Here is an 18807-nt window from a genome sequence, read left to right on the forward strand (position 1 = left end):
CGGGCGCGTTGTTTATCCAAGTACTTTCGAGGTGATTACCATGATGAAAGGTGGCATGGCCGGCCTGATGAAGCAGGCGCAGCAGATGCAGGAAAAAATGGCCAAGATGCAGGAAGAACTGGCCAACGCTGAAGTCACCGGCAAGTCCGGCGGCGACATGGTGACCGTGGTCATGACCGGTCGCCACGACATCAAGCGCGTCAGCATCGACCCGAGCGTGGTCGAAGGCCTGAGCGAAGACGACAAGGAAATGCTTGAAGCCCTGTTCGCTGCTGCCGTCAACGACGCAGTGCGCAAGATCGAAGCCAACAGCCAGGACAAGATGTCCGGCATGACCGCTGGCATGCAACTGCCGCCGGGCATGAAACTGCCGTTCTGATTCGCCATCCCGCTTGGGATGGGCTACACACAATGCCAGGCATCGCGCCTGGCATTTTTGTTTCTGGCCGAGGCAAATGGCGTCTGTCCGATCGCGTTTGCGAGCAAGCCTGCACAGACACTGGATTGAAGTGGTTTCGATTGTGATATTCGCCGCAGGTCCTGTGTAGCTGGATAAAACATCGAACGCTGCCCCCTCGGTAATGGTCTGCTCCCTATACGTGTCCGCTCAACGAACAAGGAGACGCCTGCATGTCATCGATTTCCAGCCAACGCATCGTCCTGGCCTCACGCCCCCAGGGTGCGCCAACCTCCGAAAACTTTCGTCTTGAACACGTGACGCTGCCGGACCTGGCCGAAGGGCAAATCCTGCTCAAGACGCAGTTCCTGTCCTTGGACCCCTACATGCGCGGACGCATGAGTGACGCGCCTTCCTACGCTGCGCCGGTGCAAATCGACGAGGTGATGACCGGTGGCGCTGTCAGCCGGGTGGAGCGCTCGATGCATCCGAAATTCCATGAGGGTGATCTGGTGGTGGGCGCCACGGGTTGGCAAAGCCACTGCATCAGCGATGGCCGTAACGTGATTCCCATCCCTTCCGGCTTGCCCAGTCCCTCGATGGCCCTTGGTGTGCTGGGGATGCCAGGCATGACGGCCTACATGGGGTTGATGGACATTGGCCAGCCCAAGGCCGGCGAAACCCTGGTCGTGGCCGCGGCATCGGGCGCCGTGGGCTCGGTGGTGGGGCAAGTGGCAAAGATCAAGGGGCTGCGGGTGGTGGGTGTGGCGGGAGGCAGCGAGAAGTGCAAATACGTGGTCGATGAGCTGGGTTTCGATGCTTGCGTCGACCATAAAGGCGCGAATTTCGCCGAAGAACTGGCCCAGGCTTGCGACCAAGGCATTGACATCTATTACGAAAACGTCGGCGGCAAGGTCTTCGATGCGGTGGTGCCGCTGCTGAATGCCAAGGCGCGCATTCCGCTTTGCGGCTTGATCGCGTCCTACAACGATCATCAGCCGCCAAGTGGTCCGGATCGCCTGCCGCAGTTACAGCGCACGCTGCTGACCAAGCGCGTGCGGATCCAGGGTTTCATCGTGTTCGACGACTACGGTGATCGCCAGCCGGAGTTCATCAGTGCCATGGCGCCCTGGGTGCGCGATGGCAAGGTCAAGTTCCGCGAAGACGTGGTCGACGGTCTCGAAAATGCGCCCCAGGCCTTTATCGGCATGTTGGAGGGGCGAAACTTCGGCAAGTTGGTGGTGCGAGTGGGGCGCGATTGAGTATTTGACGCTAATCGGAGGCGCGGGTATAAACCGCGTCTCGTTGTTATGTCGGACGTTTCCTCCATGAGTTTCAGCCCTTTGATTCGCCAACTGATCGATGCCCTGCGAACTTTGCCGGGCGTGGGTCAGAAAACTGCCCAGCGCATGGCGTTGCAACTGCTGGAGCGTGACCGCAGCGGCGGGTCGCGCCTGGCCCTGGCCTTGAGCCAGGCCATGGAAGGTGTCGGGCACTGCCGCCAATGTCGTACCCTGACTGAAGACGACCTTTGCCCGCAATGTGCCGATCCGCGCCGGGACGACAGCCTGCTCTGCGTGGTCGAGGGGCCGATGGATGTGTATGCGGTGGAGCAGACCGGCTTCCGCGGGCGATATTTCGTGCTCAAGGGCCATTTGTCCCCGCTCGACGGCTTGGGGCCTGAAGCCATCGGCATCCCGCAACTGATCGCGCGGATCGAAGAGGCGGGTACGTTCAAGGAAGTCATCCTCGCCACCAACCCGACGGTCGAAGGCGAAGCCACCGCCCATTACATCGCCCAATTGCTGAGCAACAAAGGCCTGGTCGCCTCCCGCATCGCCCACGGCGTGCCGCTGGGAGGGGAGCTGGAATTGGTTGATGGCGGGACACTGGCGCATTCGTTTGCGGGGCGCAAGCCGATCGCTCTATAACTGCAACACGAATTCCCGCGGGAGTGAGCAAGCTCGCTCCCACGGGGTGACTCACTTGACCATTATTTTTCGCTGAGCGAGAACTGCGTCAGGCAGAACGTCGGGATGCCGATGTCTTCCAGGCGCTGGGAGCCGAGCAGCTCCGGCAGATCGATGATCGCGGCGGCTTCATGGACCTTCGCGCCCATGCGGCGGATCAGGTTGGCAGCGGCAATCAGCGTCCCGCCAGTGGCGATCAGGTCATCGAACATCACCACCGAATCACCCTCGCACAGGCTGTCGGCGTGCACTTCCAGGAAAGCCTCGCCGTACTCGGTCTGGTAACCCTCGGCCAGTACGTCGGCCGGCAGCTTGCCTTGCTTGCGGAACAACACCAGCGGCTTGTTCAACTGATAGGCCAGGATCGAGCCGATCAGGAAGCCCCGCGCATCCATCGCACCGATGTGCGTGAACTCGGCCTCGACATAACGGTGGGCGAAACTGTCCATGACCAGCCGCAGGGCGGTGGGTGACTGGAACAACGGGGTGATGTCGCGAAAGATCACGCCTGGCTTGGGGAAATCGATCACGGGGCGGATCAGGGATTTGATGTCGAAGGAATCAAAGACCATCGTCGAGGTGTCCTGGCTGGCTGCAAACGCGGCAGTATAGCGCGGCGGGACAAAAGCCTCAGCCGCGCGAGCGCATCAGCCTTCGACCGAACCGCCGGCCAGGGCGCAGAGCTGGATCGGATCGAGGATATGGATCTCCTTGCCTTCGGCTGCGATCAATTCGCTCTGTTGGAAGCGGGTGAAGACCCGGGACACGGTTTCCACGGCCAGGCCCAGGTAGTTACCGATTTCGTTGCGCGACATGCTCAAGCGGAACTGGTTGGCCGAAAACCCACGGGCACGAAAACGCGCCGAGAGGTTGACCAGGAACGTGGCGATGCGCTCGTCGGCGGTCTTCTTCGAGAGCAACAGCATCATCTGCTGGTCGTCACGGATCTCCCGGCTCATCACCCGCATCAATTGCCGGCGCAGTTGCGGCAGTTGCAAGGCCAGTTCGTCGAGACGATCAAAAGGAATTTCACACACCGAGGTGGTTTCCAGCGCCTGGGCCGAAACCGGATGGGTCTCGGTGTCCATGCCCGACAGGCCCACGAGTTCGCTGGGCAGATGGAAGCCGGTGAGCTGCTCTTCGCCACCGTCGCTCAGGTTGAAGGTCTTCAAGGCGCCCGAGCGCACGGCGTAGACCGAGTCAAAGGCGTCACCCTGGCGAAACAGGAACTCACCTTTTTTCAGGGGCCGTCCCCGTTTAACGATGTCGTCCAGCGCGTCCATGTCCTCCAGATTCAACGAAAGTGGCAGGCACAGCGGGGCCAGGCTGCAGTCCTTGCAATGGGCCTGGTTGTGAGCGCGGGATTTGACTGGCTCGGACATTTCTTAAATCCTTGTGAGAAAAACACACATAAGCCGTAAGGGTAACCCACCATACAAACTCCGGCCAGTGCAGTATCACCGTCAAATTGTCGCGCTCAGATGACTCGGGAAAATCGTTGCCGGTTTTGCTGCTCCAAATACGCGTCAAACACCATGCAGACAGAACGCACCAACAGGCGCCCGGCGGGCAGTACTTTGATATGCGTTTGGGTCAATTCCAGCAGCCCGTCGGCTGCCATTGTCTGTAATTGCGGCCATAAAGACGCGAAATAACCCCGAAAATCGACATTGAAGTCTTGCTCTATCTCGGCGAACGCCAGCGAGAAATGGCACATCAGTTGCTGGATCACTGCGCGTCGCAACCGGTCGTCGGCATTGCACACCAGGCCACGGCTGGTTGCCAACTGCCCGTCGGCAAGGGCGTTCTGGTATTGGGCCAGGTCGCTGCTGTTCTGGCAGTACAAATCACCCACCTGGCTGATGGCCGACACGCCGAGGCCGATCAGGTCACAATGCCCGTGGGTGGTATAGCCTTGGAAGTTGCGTTGCAGGGTCGCTTCCTCTTGGGCAATCGCCAGTTCGTCGTCGGGCAGGGCGAAGTGGTCCATGCCGATGTAGCGATAACCGGCGGCGGTCAGTTGCTCGATGGTGCCTTGCAGCATCGCCAGTTTCTGGACCGGGTTCGGCAGGTCCTGGCTATTGATCCGCCGTTGCGGCATGAAGCGTTCCGGCAGGTGAGCGTAATTGAAGACCGAAAGGCGGTCGGGTTGCAGGTTGATGACTTCCTCGACGGTGCGGGCGAAGTTCTCTGGCGTTTGCTTGGGCAAGCCGTAGATCAGGTCGATGTTGATCGAGCGAAACTGCAACGTGCGCGCGGCTTCGATCACGGCGCGGGTTTCTTCCAGGCTTTGCAGGCGGTTGACGGCACGCTGCACGGCCGGGTCGAGGTCTTGCAGGCCGATGCTGACGCGGTTGAAGCCCAGTTCCCGCAGCAGGCCCATCGTCGACCAGTCGGCTTCCCGGGGATCGATCTCGATGCCGTAGTCGCCGGAATCGTCGTCCATCAGGCTCAGGTGCTGGCGCAGCTTGGCCATCAATTGGCGCAACTCGTCGTGACTGAGGAACGTCGGCGTGCCTCCGCCCAAGTGCAGTTGCTCAACGCGCTGGGCGGGGTCGAGATGGCAGCCGATCAGCTGGATTTCCTGCTCCAGGCGTTGCAGGTAGGCATGGGCGCGACCGCGATCCTTGGTGATGACTTTGTTGCAGGCGCAGTAGTAGCAGATATTGGCGCAAAACGGCACGTGCACATACAACGACAGCGGCTTGAGCGCCTTGCGACTGTCACGAAGCGCGTGGAGCAAGTCGAAGGAGCCCACCTGGCCGGCGAACTGCGCCGCAGTCGGGTAAGAGGTGTAGCGTGGTCCCGCCAGGTCGTAGCGGCGGATCAGGTCTGAGTCCCAACGAATGGCGTCGAGCATGCGGGCGTTCCCCGGATAGGCTGGCATGGTCGAAAGTCTATGGGCGAGGCGAAAGGGGCGTGTTGATTTGCGTCAACGGCGGCGACTCGGTCAGTGCCCCATGAGCCAATGCTGGTGCGGCCCCGGCAGCGTCCAGATGCCGAAGACAATCACCAGCAATCCGCCGGCCATCCGCACGCTGCGTTTACGCAACAGGGCGGTGACACGCTCCGCCGCCAGGCCGGTGGCGAGCAGCACGGGCCAGGTGCCGAGGCCGAAGGCGAGCATCAACAGCGCGCTGTCCAGGGCATTACCCTGGCTGGCGGACCACAGCAGGGTGCTGTAGACCAACCCGCAGGGCAACCAGCCCCACAGCGCGCCGAGCAGCAAGGCCCGTGGCAGGCTCGATACCGGCAGCAGGCGGTTGGCGACTGGCTGGATGTGTCGCCACAAGCCACGGCCGAGGCTTTCGATGCGGGTCAGGCCGCTCCACCATCCGGCGAGATACAGGCCCATCGCAATCAGCAGCAGGCCCGCCAGCACCCGCATGATCATCGCCGCCGGGCTGTTGGCAACGGCCCAGCCGGCCAGGCCGATCAGCAAGCCGGCCGTGGCGTAACTCAGGATCCGTCCCACGTTGTAGGCCAACAACAGCCGAAAGCGCCGGCTGCGCTGTTCCTTGGGAATCGCCAGGGTAAGGGCGCCCATCAGGCCCCCGCACATGCCCAGGCAATGGCCGCCGCCCAGCAGGCCGAGGATGACGGCCGAGACCAGTAGCGGCGCCAGATCAAGCATGGGGCGGTGCCTTGTCGTCGGTTTTTTGGGGCTCGCCGCTGGCTTCGTCCACCGCCGCCTTGTGGTTCGGGTCCTGGTCGTCGAACAGAATGCTATGGGCCGGGCCGTCAAGGTCGTCGTATTGGCCGCTGTCGACGGCCCAGAAGAATATATAGACGGCGATGGCGACGATCAGGAGCGCGGCGGGGATCATCACGTAAAGAGCTGGCATGTCGGATCTCCATGCCCGCGCGGCTCAGGCCGGCTGCGGACGGGTATCGGGCGTGGCGTCAAGAACCTGCGCCTTGGGTTGGCGGGTCAGCCTCAGCGCATTCAGCACCACGGTCAACGAACTGATGGACATGCCGACCGCGGCCCACACCGGCGTGATCCAGCCGAGGGCGGCGAACGGCAACATGAGGCCATTGTACAGCCCCGCCCAGACCAGGTTCTCGATGATCACCCGACGGGTGCGCCGGGCGAGGCTGAAGGCGTGGACCAGGGCCTCGAGGCGGTTGGACAGCAGGACGGCGTCGGCGCTGGTCTTGGCCAGGTCGGTGGCCGAGCCCATGGCGACGCTGATATCCGCCGCCGCCAGCACCGGGACGTCGTTGACGCCGTCGCCGAGCATCAGCACTTTGCGACCTTGCTGATGCAGCTGTTGGAGCACGGCCAGCTTGTCGTCAGGGCGCAAGCCGCCGCGAGCTTCATCGATGCCCAGTTCGGCGGCAACGCTGGCAACCATCGGCGAGCTGTCACCCGACAGCAGGAGGGTGCGCCAGCCCCGCGCTTTGCAGGCCGCGACCAGGGCCGAGGCATCCGTACGCAGGCGGTCATCGAGGACAAACCAGGCCAGCGGTCCGATGTCGTCGCCCAGCAACAGCCACTGTCCGGGTTCGTTCGGCATCTGCGGGACGGGCGCGCCACTCGTTTCGCAGACAAAGCCGGGATGGCCGATGCGCAGTCGCTGTTCGCCCACTGTGCCTTCAAGCCCCAGTCCCGGGAAACTCTGCACATGCTCGGCGGCCAGCGGCGCACGGCCGAAGGCGCGGGCAATCGGGTGTTCGGAGCGATTTTCCAGGGCGGCGGCCAAGGCCAGGCATTGGTCGCTGTCGAGTGCCGCCAGTGGTCGAATGGCACGCAACGCCAAGCGTCCTTCGGTCAGAGTGCCGGTTTTGTCGAAGATCACCGTGTCGATCTGGTTCAGGCCTTCCAGTACATGACCCCGGGTCAGCAGCAGGCCGAGTTTATGCAGGGTGCCGGTAGCGGCAGTCAGGGCGGTCGGCGTCGCCAGGGACAGCGCGCAAGGGCAGGTCGCAACCAGCATCGCCAGGACGATCCAGAAGGCGCGCGAAGCATCCATATACCACCACAACAAGCCGATGGCCGTCGCCGCAACCAGGGAGAACAGCAGGAACCATTGGGCGGCGCGGTCGGCGATTTCCGCCAGCCGTGGTTTCTCGCCCTGGGCGCGTTCCAACAGGCGCACGATGGCGGACAAGCGCGTGTCCTGTCCCAACGCCAGCACCTGGACGGTCAGCGCGCCCTCGACGTTAAGCGTGCCCGCCGTGACTGCATCGCCGGCCTGGCGGGGTTGCGGCAGGTATTCACCGGTCAGCAGCGATTCGTCGACGCTGGACTGGCCTTCGAGAATCCTGCCGTCGGCGGGCAGGATCGCGCCGGGTTGGACCAGCACCCGGTCGCCGGTGTGCAACTCGCTGAGCAGGATGCGCTCGCTCTGGCCGTCTTCATCCAGGCGCAGGCACGAGGCTGGCAGCAGGTTGACCAGTTGAGCGGTGGCGGCAGCGGTGCGCTCCCGGGCCCGACGTTCCAGGTAGCGGCCCGCCAGCAGGAACAGCGCAAACATGCCGACGGCATCGAAGTACAACTCGCCGGCACCGGTAATGGACGTCCAGATCCCCGCGATGTAAGCGCCACCGATGGCCAGCGACACTGAAACGTCCATGGTCAGGTGGCGAGTACGCAGGTCACGCATGGCACCTTTGAAGAAAGGCGCGCAACTGTAGAACACGATAGGCGTCGTCAAAAACAGCGCGACCCAGCGCAGGATGGTGTGCATCTCCGGGCTCAGGTCGATGTTGAATTCCGGCCAGGTGGCCATGGTCGCCATCATCGCCTGGAACCACAGCAAGCCGGCCACGCCCAGCTGGCGCAGGGCCAGGCGGTTTTGCGCGGCAAGCTGTTCGCTGGCCTGATCGGCCTGGTACGGGTGCGCGGCGTAGCCGATCTGGCGCAATTCGGCGAGCAGGGTGCTCAGCGGCAATTGAGCATCGGCCCAGCGGACGTGCAGGCGATGGTTGGACAGGTTCAGTCGCGCCTCGGCCACCGCCGGCAAAGTGCGCAAGTGTTTTTCGATCAGCCAGCCACAGGCGGCGCAGCTGATGCCTTCCATCAGCAGGGTGGTTTCGCACAGCTCGCCTTCATGGCGAACGAACGACTGCTGCACGTCAGGGCGATCATACAGCGCCAGTTCATCGGTCAACTGGACGGGCAAGGTCCCGGGATTGGCCGACGCTTCACTGCGATGCTGGTAATAGCTTTCCAGGCCGCCGGCGACAATCGCTTCGGCCACTGCCTGGCAACCCGGGCAGCACAGCTCGCGGGTCTCACCGAGGACAACGGCGGTGAAGCGACTGCCGGGAGGAACGGGCAGGGCGCAGTGATAGCAGGGCTGTGGCGTGGTCATGGTTGTCGGGTGAAGGCCTTTTGTGGCGAGGGAGCTTGCTCACGCTCGGCTGCGCAGCAGTGGTGTTTCAATACGCAATATGCCTGAGGACTGTCGGCTCAAAAACAGGGCCGCTTCGCGACCCCGCGGGAGCAAGCTCCCTCGCCACAAAAGCAGCTTATTTCAGGTCTTCAGCGCCTTGCAGCGGCTCGTCGCCGAGCAGGATGGCCTGGTCGTGGTTGATCTGCTCTTCCTCGAACAAACGCCAGGTCTTGTCGTTCTCCACGCCCAGCAACTCGACGAACCGGCGTCCTTCGACCTTGTCCGCCAACTGGCCGACGTAGCGCCCAGGTTCGCTGTCGTTGCGGGTCAGGACAATCTTGCGGTCCTTCTCCGGCTGGGTCGGCGAGATCAGGCTCAGTTCCAGGGTCTGGGGGCGGCTGTTGCCGTCCAGGCGCAGGTTCACTTCGCCGGTGAGGTCGTCCAACTGCACGTTGGCATGCAGTTGCAGGGTCTGGGCCAGCAGCTCGCGCTCCAGGGAGCGGTTGATACCCTTGCCGGCTTCGTAATAGTTGTCGTTGACCAGGTTATCCGGGTTGTTTACCGCGATGGTCACCATGGTCAGGCTCAGCGTTACCGAGCAGGCAAGGATCCCGATAATGATCCACGGCCAGAGGTGCTTGTACCAAGGGCTGGTGGCGGTTGCTGCAGGCATGTTCATTTCTCTCAACGAGTCTGGGGGCCGATGAACCGGCTCTTGGCTTCAACGTGAACGCTTTCGTCATCGGCATCCTTGAGGATGAAGATCACCTCGTTGGTGCTCGATGGCAGTTGCTCCGGCGCGCTGGACAGCTCGACCGGCTGGCTGTAGATCTCACCCGCGGCGACCTTGATTTCCCGTCGGCCTTGAAGCTTGAGATCAGGCAGGCCGGCGGCTTCGAGGACGTACGTATGGTCGCGCTGGTCCTTGTTCATGATCTTCAGGCTGTAGACGTTCTCGATCCGGCCTTCGGCGTTTTCGCGATACAGCACGCGGTCCTTGCTGACGTCGAAACCCACCAGCGAACGCATGAAGAACGCCGTGACCAGCAAGCTGACCATCGCCAGCAGCACCAGGGCATAACCGATCAGGCGCGGGCGCAGTTTATGGGTTTTCTGCCCCGAAAGGTTGTGTTCGGTGGTGTAGCTGATCAGGCCGCGCGGATAATCCATCTTGTCCATGATGTTGTCGCAGGCATCGATGCAGGCTGCGCAGCCGATGCATTCGATCTGCAAACCGTCGCGGATGTCGATTCCGGTGGGGCAGACCTGGACGCACATGGTGCAGTCGATGCAATCGCCGAGGCCGAGCGCCTTGTAGTCGATGCCTTTCTTGCGCGGGCCACGGCTTTCACCGCGACGCGGATCATAGGAAACGATCAGGGTGTCCTTGTCGAACATCACGCTCTGGAATCGGGCGTAAGGGCACATGTAGATACACACTTGTTCACGCAGCCAGCCGGCATTGCCGTAGGTGGCGAGGGTGAAGAAGCCGACCCAGAAATAAGACCAGCCATCGGCCTGGCCGGTGAAGAACTCGAAGACCAGCTCGCGGATCGGCGTGAAGTAACCGACGAAGGTCATGCCGGTAACGAAGCCGATCAGCAGCCAGAGGCTGTGCTTGGCGAATTTGCGCAGGAACTTGTTGGCGCTCATGGGCGCCTTGTCGAGCTTGATGCGCTGGTTGCGGTCGCCTTCGGTGACCTTTTCGCACCACATGTAGATCCAGGTCCAGACGCTTTGCGGGCAGGTGTAGCCGCACCAGACCCGACCGGCATACACCGTGATGAAAAACAGGCCGAAGGCGGCGATGATCAACATCCCCGACAGCAGGATGAAATCCTGGGGCCAGAAAGTCGCGCCAAAAATAAAGAATTTGCGTTCCGGCAGGTTCCACCAGACAGCCTGGTGACCGCCCCAATTCAGCCAGACCGTGCCGAAATACAGCAGGAACAGGAACGCCCCACCGACCATTCGCAGGTTGCGGAACAGGCCAGTGAAGGCACGGGTGTAGATTTTTTCCCGAGAGGCATACAGGTCGACGCTTTTGTTGGCGTCCTTGGCAGGCGGGGTAACGTCATGTACCGGAATCTGGTTGCTCATCAATTGCATCCCACGGCAGTGGAAAAATGCCGAGGCCAGTACGTGCCGACCACGGTCAAAAAGGGTGTTGCGGTGGCGCAATGATACGCCTGTCGCTCTGGTCCAAGGGTGCGACCTTTGGTCGCGTTGGGTGTCTGGGCCGAATGGTGTAGCGGATGTAACAAGTCTTGACCTGGATCAATTGACTATAGACACCGCATGGCGTTGGCGGGGTGCTGGATGGCTGGGGCGGCTTTGCCGCCCAGCGGGAGCAAGCTCCCTCGCCATGACATTGACGATGAGCGCGCCGCTGGAATTTACACAGGGCTCATTGACGGCTTGGCGGGTGCCGACAAAGCAGATCTTCTTGAAATTCGGCGTTTCGAATTTTTCTGCACCCCGGTGGCGCTCGAGAAAATTGCAGATCGATCGACTTTGGTCGCGAAACGGATGAATAATTTCGTCGCTGAATTCGCCCAAGTCGGGGTACAGGTAGATTTCTTTTAAGATCATGGTCTTGAATGCCTTAAAGCCCGCTCACGCCGCCGGTCTATCTAAGCGGCACAGGTAAGCGGCAGGTTAACGGCCTTAGGCTCTCACGATCCGGCCAAAGCCCTGGGAAGACTTCAAACTTCAGATCGTCGCGGTTAATGCCCGTATCGAAATAGCGGCACAGCCTGTCGCTCAAGTCTTCATCCCCCACATATTGGTGAGCTCGTATTTCTCAATGACGTCGCGGTTTTTCGAAAGCTTCAGATCTTCTTTCAGTGCGGGCACGAGGCTGTAATCGGTAGCGCAATCTGTGCCGCATGGCTCTATTGGCCCGTGAGTTCAGCAAGGAACTCCTCAAATGATTCGCATACGAACGCCAGATCCTCTTCATCCATCAAGTACAGGTAAATATTTCCGAAGTCAGCTTCCTTAACGGACAAGAGGAAGGAGTTACCACCCTGATCGTATGCAAAGGGGATCATTTGCTTTAACGACGGAACGTCGTCCGTCAAGTCGCGATAGACCGTTTCGATAGGGGCTTGTCCGTATTTGATCGGCGTGAATCCACCCAGCAAGAAATCATTCTCGCTACTGCTCTCAGACAAATCGCCGCCGTTGTGCTTTAGATAAAATTGCCTAAAGGCTGTCGGTAATTCCACATTGAATTTTTCTTGGAACTCATTCAACTCTTGCACAGAGAGGGCGCGTTCGGATTCTTCGAGGGTCAGCCGCATTTGGATACTCCTTTTGTTCTGCTCTTGAAACGAGCTGGGTGGGTATAGGCCTTGCCTCTAGCTGCTTTGTATTGAGCTACGCCGCCGTTATGGCTTATGCCATTGTGGGCGTTTTGCTTGATGAGATGCATCGTGCCTGTGTTGGTCTTGGGATCGTAATCTTCCAGGTGGTGCCATACATGACCGGACGGCGTAGTTTTTTGACTCAAGTTGGCCGCCTTGTTTGCGGCCTCGAAGTCTTTCCCGTAGTCCCCGGTGTATTCAATTCTAACGATTGGGTTCACGCCGGGTTTTTTGTTGTATAGCGCGTTACTTTCAGAATAGTCGAGACCTCCACCGGGTGTCTTCGTGACGCCTGTGTACCCACGGTCTTTCAGTTTTATCAGCGGGTCGACTGCTAGGCCTAGAGGGTCTGCATAGCCGATAGGGTTGGGCGCATAGGCATAAAAATTAACGCCCCCGGCCAAGCCTATTGGGTCGGGCGTAGTGAAGCGACCCACGTCGGGATCGTAAAACCTGAGAACGTTGTAGTGCAGCCCAATTTCTCGATCGAGGTACTGTCCTTGGAACCTCAGGTTTTGCTCTTCGATGAAGTAGGGTTCACGAATTTCCTGAAGGGGATTACCCCACAGCTCAAAGCGAGCTTGCCAGACGCTACGCCCGTCGGCTTCTGTGAGTTGTTCTGGCAGGCCGTTCAGGTCGTTGTGGTAATAACGGACTTTTTGATGCGCGCCGTATCCATCGATCCGCGCAAGGGGTTCGTAGGTGTTATCCGTATAAAGATAAAGGCTGGTCTGGTTGTACCGACTTTCCTGCAATAAGCGCAGGCCGTCCCAGGTGAAACGGGTTTCGCCCAGCGGGTAACCATTGCTGTCGTGTTCGGTTTTTTCGATGCGCCGGCCCAGCGGGTCGTAGGCCATTTTCACCACGCTGCCGTTGTCGTTGCGCACTTCAATCAAGCGGCTTTCGGCGTCATAGGTAAAGTGTTGCACGCCGCGTTTGGCGCTGCGCTTTTCGATCATCCGGCCGAAGGCGTCGTAGCGGTAGCGCTTGTCCTGGTAGGTCAGCAGTTTGTTGTGCACCACCAGCCCGGCGCCGGGCGCTGGGCCGTCCAGCAGGTTGGCGGCGGCGTCGTAGGTGAAGGTTTCGCGCTGGCCGTGCAGGCTGTCCTGGCTGGCGATGATGCGGCCGGTGGCGTCGTAGTGCAGAAGCTGGCGCTGTTGTGCGGCGGGTTGTTGGTCGAGTTTGCCGATGAGGTTGTCGGCGGGGTCGTACTCGAAATGTTTTTGCACGGCCGCTGGCAGCAGCGAAGGTTGGCTGCTGTGGCGGCGTTGTCGCGTGCGCAGGCGGCCGCTGCGGTCGTATTCGCTGCGGGTGCTGATCTGGCCTTGGGTGCGTAGCACTTCGCGGTGCAGGCGGCCGCGTTCGAAGTCGCTGATGACTTGGCCGTCGAGGTTGATCTGGTGCAGGTGGCCGCTGCCGTAGTACAGGCGGTTGACCCAGCGGCCATCGGGCAGTTGGGTCTGGATCAGGTTGCCGAGTTCGTCGTAGTGGTGTTGCAGGCTGCCGACGGCGCTGTTTTCGGCGAGCAACTGGCCGAGGGCATCGTAGGCGAAGCTCAGGGTTTGCGCGCTGCCTTGCAGGTTGGTGAAGGCGGGTTACACGCCTGCTTTTGAGGTGTAGACGATCCGTGGCGAGGGAGCTTGCTCCCGCTCGGCGGCGCAGCCGTCGTAAACCGGCTGATGCGATTTTTCTGGAGAATGCGTCAGCCTGTTTTGGGGCGGCTTCGCCACCCAGCGGGAGCAAGCTCCCTCGCCACGGGATTTGCGTTTCGGATCACACCCTGTGGCGTTCGCTGATTTATTCCTCGTCCAAATCTTCCTCATCGATCAGCCCTTGAACGAAGCGGAGGAAATTCGAGCAGACCAGCTTTTCGGATTGAGCCTGATTCTCTTCAGGGCTGAGGTCGCTATCGAAGCTATCAGTCGTGAAATAGCTAACGGCTTCGGTATCAAGGTTCAGGCAAAAGAAGTTGCCACCCCAGTCATTTGCGAAAGGTAAGAGGTGTGCAGGAAGTACCTGTTTCTTCAGCATCAACTGGTAGGTGGATAGCACCGTGGAGTCAGCGCCAGCAATTGGCTTGAAGGCAGCCACTTCCAGTGGCTCGTCGAAATCATCGCCGACCCAGTAGGTGCGCTCCGGTACGCCGCCGTTGTACTTGAGGTAATGGTTTCTAAAGGGTGTGGGTAGCTTCTTGCCAATAGCGGACTCTAAAAGATCCAAGTCCGCTGGCGTGATGGCTGCTTCGTCATCTGAGAATGTATTTTCAAGCATCGTTAATCTCCGTTTATGAGCAGCGCCCAGCTTTGGCTTTAGGGATCTTGTTGGCCAGCCAACCTTTTTTGGAGGCCGCAAGGACTGACTCAGTGCTCTCGTACTTAACCTTGAAGTGTTTTTCATATTGCGCGACTGAACCACCATGCGGAAACGTAGCCTCATGTGCGGTCGTTTTAACGAGCTGCATCGTGGTTGTACCGGTTTTGGGGTTGAAGTCATCAACGTGGTGCCAGGTGTAGTCCTTCGCTGCTTTCTTCGAGATACCGGCCTCTTTGAAGGCCTGCGTGAAGTCGCGTCCCCTTGCGCCTTGCATCTTGATGGTCACGATATTCTTTTGTGAGCCCGTTGTTGGGAACAGGTCACTGCTTCCCGTGAAGTCCACCCCTGCAAACGCCCAGCCCCATGGATCCGCCCAACCGGTAGGGTTCGGAGCGTATTGGTAAAGATTGAGCCCACCTTTCAACCCAATCGGATCCGGCGTAGTAAACCGCCCCACATCCGGATCATAAAACCTGAACGTATTGAAATGCAGCCCTGTTTCGCGATCCAGGTATTGCCCCTGAAACCGCAGGTTCTGCTCCTCAATGTAATAAGCCTCGCGCACCTCTTCCAGCGTGTTGCCCCAGACCCGATACGTGGCTTGCCAAACGTTGTGTCCGTCGGCTTCGGTGAGTTGTTCCGGCAGGCCGTTGAGGTCGTTGTGGTAGTAGCGGATTTTTTGCAGCGGGCCGCTGCCGTCGACGCGGGCGAGGGGTTCGTAGCCGTCGTCTTCGTAGAGGTACAGGCTGGTTTGCTGGTGGCGATGTTCCTGCAACAGGCGCAGGCCATCCCAGGTGAAACGGGTTTCGCCCAGCGGGTAACCATTGCTGTCGTGTTCGGTTTTTTCGATGCGCCGGCCCAGCGGGTCGTAGGTCATTTTCACCACGCTGCCGTTGTCGTTGCGCACTTCAATCAAGCGGCTTTCGGCGTCATAGGCAAAGTGTTGCACGCCGCGTTTGGCGCTGCGCTTTTCGATCATCCGGCCGAAGGCGTCGTAGCGGTAGCGCTTGTCCTGGTAGGTCAGCAGTTTGTTGTGCACCACCAGCCCGGCGCCGGGCGCTGGGCCGTCCAGCAGGTTGGCGGCGGCGTCGTAGGTGAAGGTTTCGCGCTGGCCGTGCAGGCTGTCCTGGCTGGCGATGATGCGGCCGGTGGCGTCGTAGTGCAGGAGCTGGCGCTGTTGTGCGGCGGGTTGCTGGTCGAGTTTGCCGATGAGGTTATCGGCGGGGTCGTACTCGAAATGTTTTTGCACCGCCGCTGGCAGCAGCGAAGGTTGACTGCTGTGGCGGCGTTGTCGCGTGCGCAGGCGGCCGCTGCGGTCGTATTCGCTGCGGGTGCTGATCTGGCCTTGGGTGCGTAGCACTTCGCGGTGCAGGCGGTCGCGTTCGAAGTCGCTGATGACTTGGCCGTCGAGGTTGATCTGGTGCAGGTGGCCGCTGCCGTAGTACAGGCGGTTGACCCAGCGGCCATCGGGCAGTTGGGTCTGGATCAGGTTGCCGAGTTCGTCGTAGTGGTGTTGCAGGCTGCCGGCGGCGCCGTTTTCGGCGAGCAGCTGGCCGAGGGCGTCGTAGGTAAAGCTCAGGGTTTTCGCGTTGCCTTGCAGGTCGGTGAAGGTGACGGCGGTGAGTTGATCCAGCGGGTCGTAGCGGTATTCGGTGCGGCCATCGTCGGTGTTTTTGGCGATCAGCCGGCCCACGGCGTCGCGCTCCAAGCGATGGACGATGGACGCCGGCGGTGTTTCGGGAATGAGCGCCAGGCCCGTGCCGTACGGCGCAGGCATCGCCGTCACCGCTGCGACGTTGTCGAGGCGGTCGTAGTCGTAGCGCTTGGCGCTGCCATCCAGGTCTTGTTGCTCGCTCAACCGATCCCCTGCATCCCAGGCAAACCGGTAGCTCTCGCCATTCTCGTTGGTCAGCGCTTGCAGCCGGCCGAAGCTATCGTAGGCGAACTGCACCTGCCGGCCTTGGGCGTCGGTGCGTTGGCGGACCTGGCCGCGGCGGTTGTGTTGGTAGCGCGTGGTGTGCCCGGCCGGGTCGGTGTAGCCGGTGAGTTGGCCGGCGGTGTCACGCTGGTAGTGCTCGGTGCGGCCGTCCGGCAATTGGCTGCTGAGCAAGCGCCCTTGGGTGTCGTAGCTGAATTGGGTGCGCTCGCCGAGGGCGTCGGTGATGGTGTGCAAGTAGCCCCGCTGGTCATAACTGAAGCGCGTCGGGTAACCCGAGCAATCGACGTGTTCCACCAATTGGCCGAACGGGTTCCAGCGCAGCTTTTTGCTTTTGCCGGTGGCGTCGATGATCTCCACGACCTGACCGTGGGCGTCATAGCGATAGCGGGTGATGTGGCCCAGCGGGTCGGTTTGCGCGGTGCAATTGCCGCGTTGATCGTAGCGGTATTTCCAGCTGTGGCCGGCGGCGTTGGTGTCCACCAGCGGCAGGGCCCAGTGTTCGAGCCAGAGGGTGGATTCGCTGCGGCCCAACGGGTCGGTTTCGCTGATCAGGTTGCCGGCGTCGTCGTAGCTGAATTGATACTGGCCGCCCTGGGGATCGGTGGCGCTGAGCAACTGGCGCTCATCGTTCCATTCGAACAACCAGGTCTGGCCGAGGTTGTCGCTGTATCGAGTGATCTGGTGCTGACTGTTCCAGTGCCGAATGCTCACGCGTTGTAGGCTGTCGCTGATGCGGGTTACGCCGGCCTTGAGGTCGTAGTCGAACTGGTAGGCGTCGCCTTCGTCGGTCCAGTGCCGGACCACGCGCCATTCCTGGTCGTCGATCAGGGCCCATTCGTAGAAGCAGTGCAGGCCGGTGGGCAATTGGTGCTCGACCATCCGTTGCCCGGCGTCGTAGCGGAAGCGCCGTTGCACCTGGCCGCTGGCGTTGCGTACTTCGGCGAGGGTGTTGGCCGCGTCGTAGGCGTAGCTGACCAGCACTTCCCGCGAGTGGTCGGGGTAGAGGCGTTCGATGTGGGTGACGCGTTCGCCTGCGCGGATCAGCTCGACGTGCACCAAGTCGAAGGTGTCGCGCAGTCGCACCAGGTGTCCGGCATCGTCGTAGTCGAGGTGGATGCGGTTGTCGTTGCGGTCACCCAGTTGGCTCAGGCGCAGGTGCGAAGGGTTCGCTGGCGAAGGTTCGAACAAGCGGTACAGGCCGTCTTCGCTTTCGATCAGCAATTGCCCGTTCGCATGGCGGCGCACGGCCAGGCCTTCGCCAGCGCTGAACACAGCGCCGCCCACGGGAATGGAGCCCATGTCGATGGGCCGGCCCTGTTCGTCGGTGTAGATCAGGGTTTCGCCGCCGTCGGGGTGGGGCTGGATTTGCACCTGGACTTCATAGGCGACGCTCCAGCCGGCCCCGAACAGACTGTCGCGGCGTTCGTCGCGGCTGTTGTACACGCGTTGCCAGTCGATGTGCAGGATGCCGGGCAGGACGAAATCCAGGTCTTCGTCACCGCCCAGCACCTTGGCACCCGTGGCGGCGTGCACCGGGTTCGATGAACCCATGGCGGCGTTGGCGGCCGCGTTCGCCGCGCTGCTGGCGGCCATGGACACCGCGCCGCCCACCAGCATGCACGGCAACTTGCTGAAGAACTTGCCCTTGCCGCCTTTGAGCATCAGCAACGCGGTAACCGCCAGGCCTACGCCCGGGGTCTTGCCGCTGCGGATCTCGCGCACCACCACTGATCCGCCGCCGATGGTCACGTTGGGCGAAATCAGCCCGGCCGACACCACTGTCGCATCGCAGGTGCTGCGGTCGCCACTGCGCACGGCGGGCTGGCCGTTGATGGTGACCTTCTCCGAACCTTCGGCCATGAACTGTGGCGGCATCGGCGGGTGTTTCATGCAGATGACTAGGTCTTGCGGCTTGGGTACCGCGCCGGGTGCCGGAGTGGCGACGGTAGGACGCCACATCTGCGAGAAGAACTCCCCGGCCATGTCCAGGTAGCTGGGCTCTTCTTCAGGTTCCGGGGCCTCCAGCTCGGTGCCGGCCGGGGCGACATGGGATTCGATGGCCCCGGCGGCGCGAGCAGATGGGATGTTATTGGTAAAGGTGTCGGCGGAGCCGGTGAGAATATTCGCCTGCACCGTAGGCGGAAAGAGGGCGTTGCCGATGCCCTCGCATATATTGCTCAGCCCCTTGTCTGCCCCGGTCTTGCTCATGGCCAGGCCGACCACTGTTCCCACCACCAGTCCAAGCACGAAGCAGCCCAGGCCGCCGGTGACTACCGTAATACCCGTGGCCGCGACTACCGCGGCGGTGGCCACTGCCGTGATCGCGATGTTCGCCGCCACCTCCAGCACGCCCCCAAGGATGTCGGCCATCATCGAGGTGTGATTCAACGCGTCGCCCAGGCGGGCCGCCCAGAGCGCATCAGACATCGGTGATGCTCAGGCTGGTGCCTGTGTGCTTGAGTGGATCGATGCGTTTCAT

15 protein-coding genes and 1 pseudogene are annotated in these 18807 nt (G+C 61.2%); 3 read left to right on the top strand and 13 right to left on the bottom strand.

Annotated elements, in window-relative coordinates:
* Nucleotides 1-40: 40 nt before the first annotated feature.
* From JZ00_RS09900 to recR, 3 genes are all read left to right on the top strand, one after another.
* Nucleotides 41-379 carry a YbaB/EbfC family nucleoid-associated protein gene (locus JZ00_RS09900; RefSeq protein ID WP_003183512.1) on the top strand — a complete coding sequence of 113 codons (339 nt, stop codon included), beginning with the start codon at nucleotides 41-43 and terminating at the stop codon, nucleotides 377-379.
* Nucleotides 380-630: 251 nt separating this feature from the next.
* The gene (locus tag JZ00_RS09905; protein ID WP_039589046.1) at nucleotides 631-1659 is read left to right on the top strand and encodes an NADP-dependent oxidoreductase; all 1029 of its coding nucleotides are present in this window, start codon (nucleotides 631-633) and stop codon (nucleotides 1657-1659) included.
* 66 nt (nucleotides 1660-1725) lie between these two features.
* The gene (gene recR, locus JZ00_RS09910) at nucleotides 1726-2328 is read left to right on the top strand and encodes a recombination mediator RecR (RefSeq protein ID WP_039589404.1); all 603 of its coding nucleotides are present in this window, start codon (nucleotides 1726-1728) and stop codon (nucleotides 2326-2328) included.
* A 62-nt stretch (nucleotides 2329-2390) separates the two neighbouring features.
* Here recR and JZ00_RS09915 read toward each other — a convergent pair whose 3' ends face one another.
* The 13 genes and pseudogenes from JZ00_RS09915 to JZ00_RS09975 form a co-directional block, all read right to left on the bottom strand.
* Nucleotides 2391-2939, bottom strand: a complete 549-nt coding sequence (locus JZ00_RS09915; RefSeq protein WP_039589047.1) for an adenine phosphoribosyltransferase — start codon at nucleotides 2937-2939, stop codon at nucleotides 2391-2393.
* 75 nt (nucleotides 2940-3014) lie between these two features.
* The gene (gene fnr, locus JZ00_RS09920; RefSeq protein WP_039589048.1) at nucleotides 3015-3749 is read right to left on the bottom strand and encodes a fumarate/nitrate reduction transcriptional regulator Fnr; all 735 of its coding nucleotides are present in this window, start codon (nucleotides 3747-3749) and stop codon (nucleotides 3015-3017) included.
* A 95-nt stretch (nucleotides 3750-3844) separates the two neighbouring features.
* A complete protein-coding gene (gene hemN / locus JZ00_RS09925; protein WP_039589049.1) occupies nucleotides 3845-5227 on the bottom strand; it encodes an oxygen-independent coproporphyrinogen III oxidase in 1383 nt (460 codons plus the stop codon).
* Nucleotides 5228-5317: 90 nt separating this feature from the next.
* On the bottom strand, nucleotides 5318-6001 hold the full coding sequence (locus JZ00_RS09930) for a sulfite exporter TauE/SafE family protein (RefSeq protein WP_039589050.1): 684 nt from the start codon (nucleotides 5999-6001) through the stop codon (nucleotides 5318-5320).
* Entirely contained in the window at nucleotides 5994-6212 is a 219-nt protein-coding gene (ccoS, locus tag JZ00_RS09935) for a cbb3-type cytochrome oxidase assembly protein CcoS (protein ID WP_039589051.1), read from the bottom strand. The genes JZ00_RS09930 and ccoS overlap by 8 nt, the downstream gene beginning before the upstream one ends.
* 24 nt (nucleotides 6213-6236) lie before the next feature.
* Entirely contained in the window at nucleotides 6237-8687 is a 2451-nt protein-coding gene (locus tag JZ00_RS09940) for a heavy metal translocating P-type ATPase (RefSeq protein ID WP_039589052.1), read from the bottom strand.
* A 157-nt stretch (nucleotides 8688-8844) separates the two neighbouring features.
* The gene (locus tag JZ00_RS09945; protein WP_039589405.1) at nucleotides 8845-9381 is read right to left on the bottom strand and encodes a FixH family protein; all 537 of its coding nucleotides are present in this window, start codon (nucleotides 9379-9381) and stop codon (nucleotides 8845-8847) included.
* A gap of 11 nt (nucleotides 9382-9392) precedes the next feature.
* A complete protein-coding gene (gene ccoG / locus JZ00_RS09950; protein ID WP_039589053.1) occupies nucleotides 9393-10808 on the bottom strand; it encodes a cytochrome c oxidase accessory protein CcoG in 1416 nt (471 codons plus the stop codon).
* 177 nt (nucleotides 10809-10985) lie between these two features.
* Complete coding sequence (locus tag JZ00_RS30105; RefSeq protein WP_235433070.1) at nucleotides 10986-11300, bottom strand: hypothetical protein; 315 nt, start codon at nucleotides 11298-11300, stop codon at nucleotides 10986-10988.
* A 302-nt stretch (nucleotides 11301-11602) separates the two neighbouring features.
* A complete protein-coding gene (locus tag JZ00_RS09960; protein ID WP_039589055.1) occupies nucleotides 11603-12013 on the bottom strand; it encodes an SMI1/KNR4 family protein in 411 nt (136 codons plus the stop codon).
* A pseudogene (locus JZ00_RS09965) lies at nucleotides 12004-13665 on the bottom strand (HNH endonuclease signature motif containing protein); the annotation flags it as partial. The gene JZ00_RS09960 and the pseudogene JZ00_RS09965, both read right to left, overlap by 10 nt.
* 208 nt (nucleotides 13666-13873) lie before the next feature.
* Nucleotides 13874-14347 carry an SMI1/KNR4 family protein gene (locus JZ00_RS09970; RefSeq protein WP_039589056.1) on the bottom strand — a complete coding sequence of 158 codons (474 nt, stop codon included), beginning with the start codon at nucleotides 14345-14347 and terminating at the stop codon, nucleotides 13874-13876.
* Between the two features lie 13 nt (nucleotides 14348-14360).
* Entirely contained in the window at nucleotides 14361-18755 is a 4395-nt protein-coding gene (locus JZ00_RS09975; protein WP_039589057.1) for an RHS repeat-associated core domain-containing protein, read from the bottom strand.
* Between the last annotated feature and the right edge of the window lie 52 nt (nucleotides 18756-18807).

Source organism: Pseudomonas frederiksbergensis (assembly GCF_000802155.2).
Lineage (GTDB): Bacteria > Pseudomonadota > Gammaproteobacteria > Pseudomonadales > Pseudomonadaceae > Aquipseudomonas > Aquipseudomonas frederiksbergensis_A.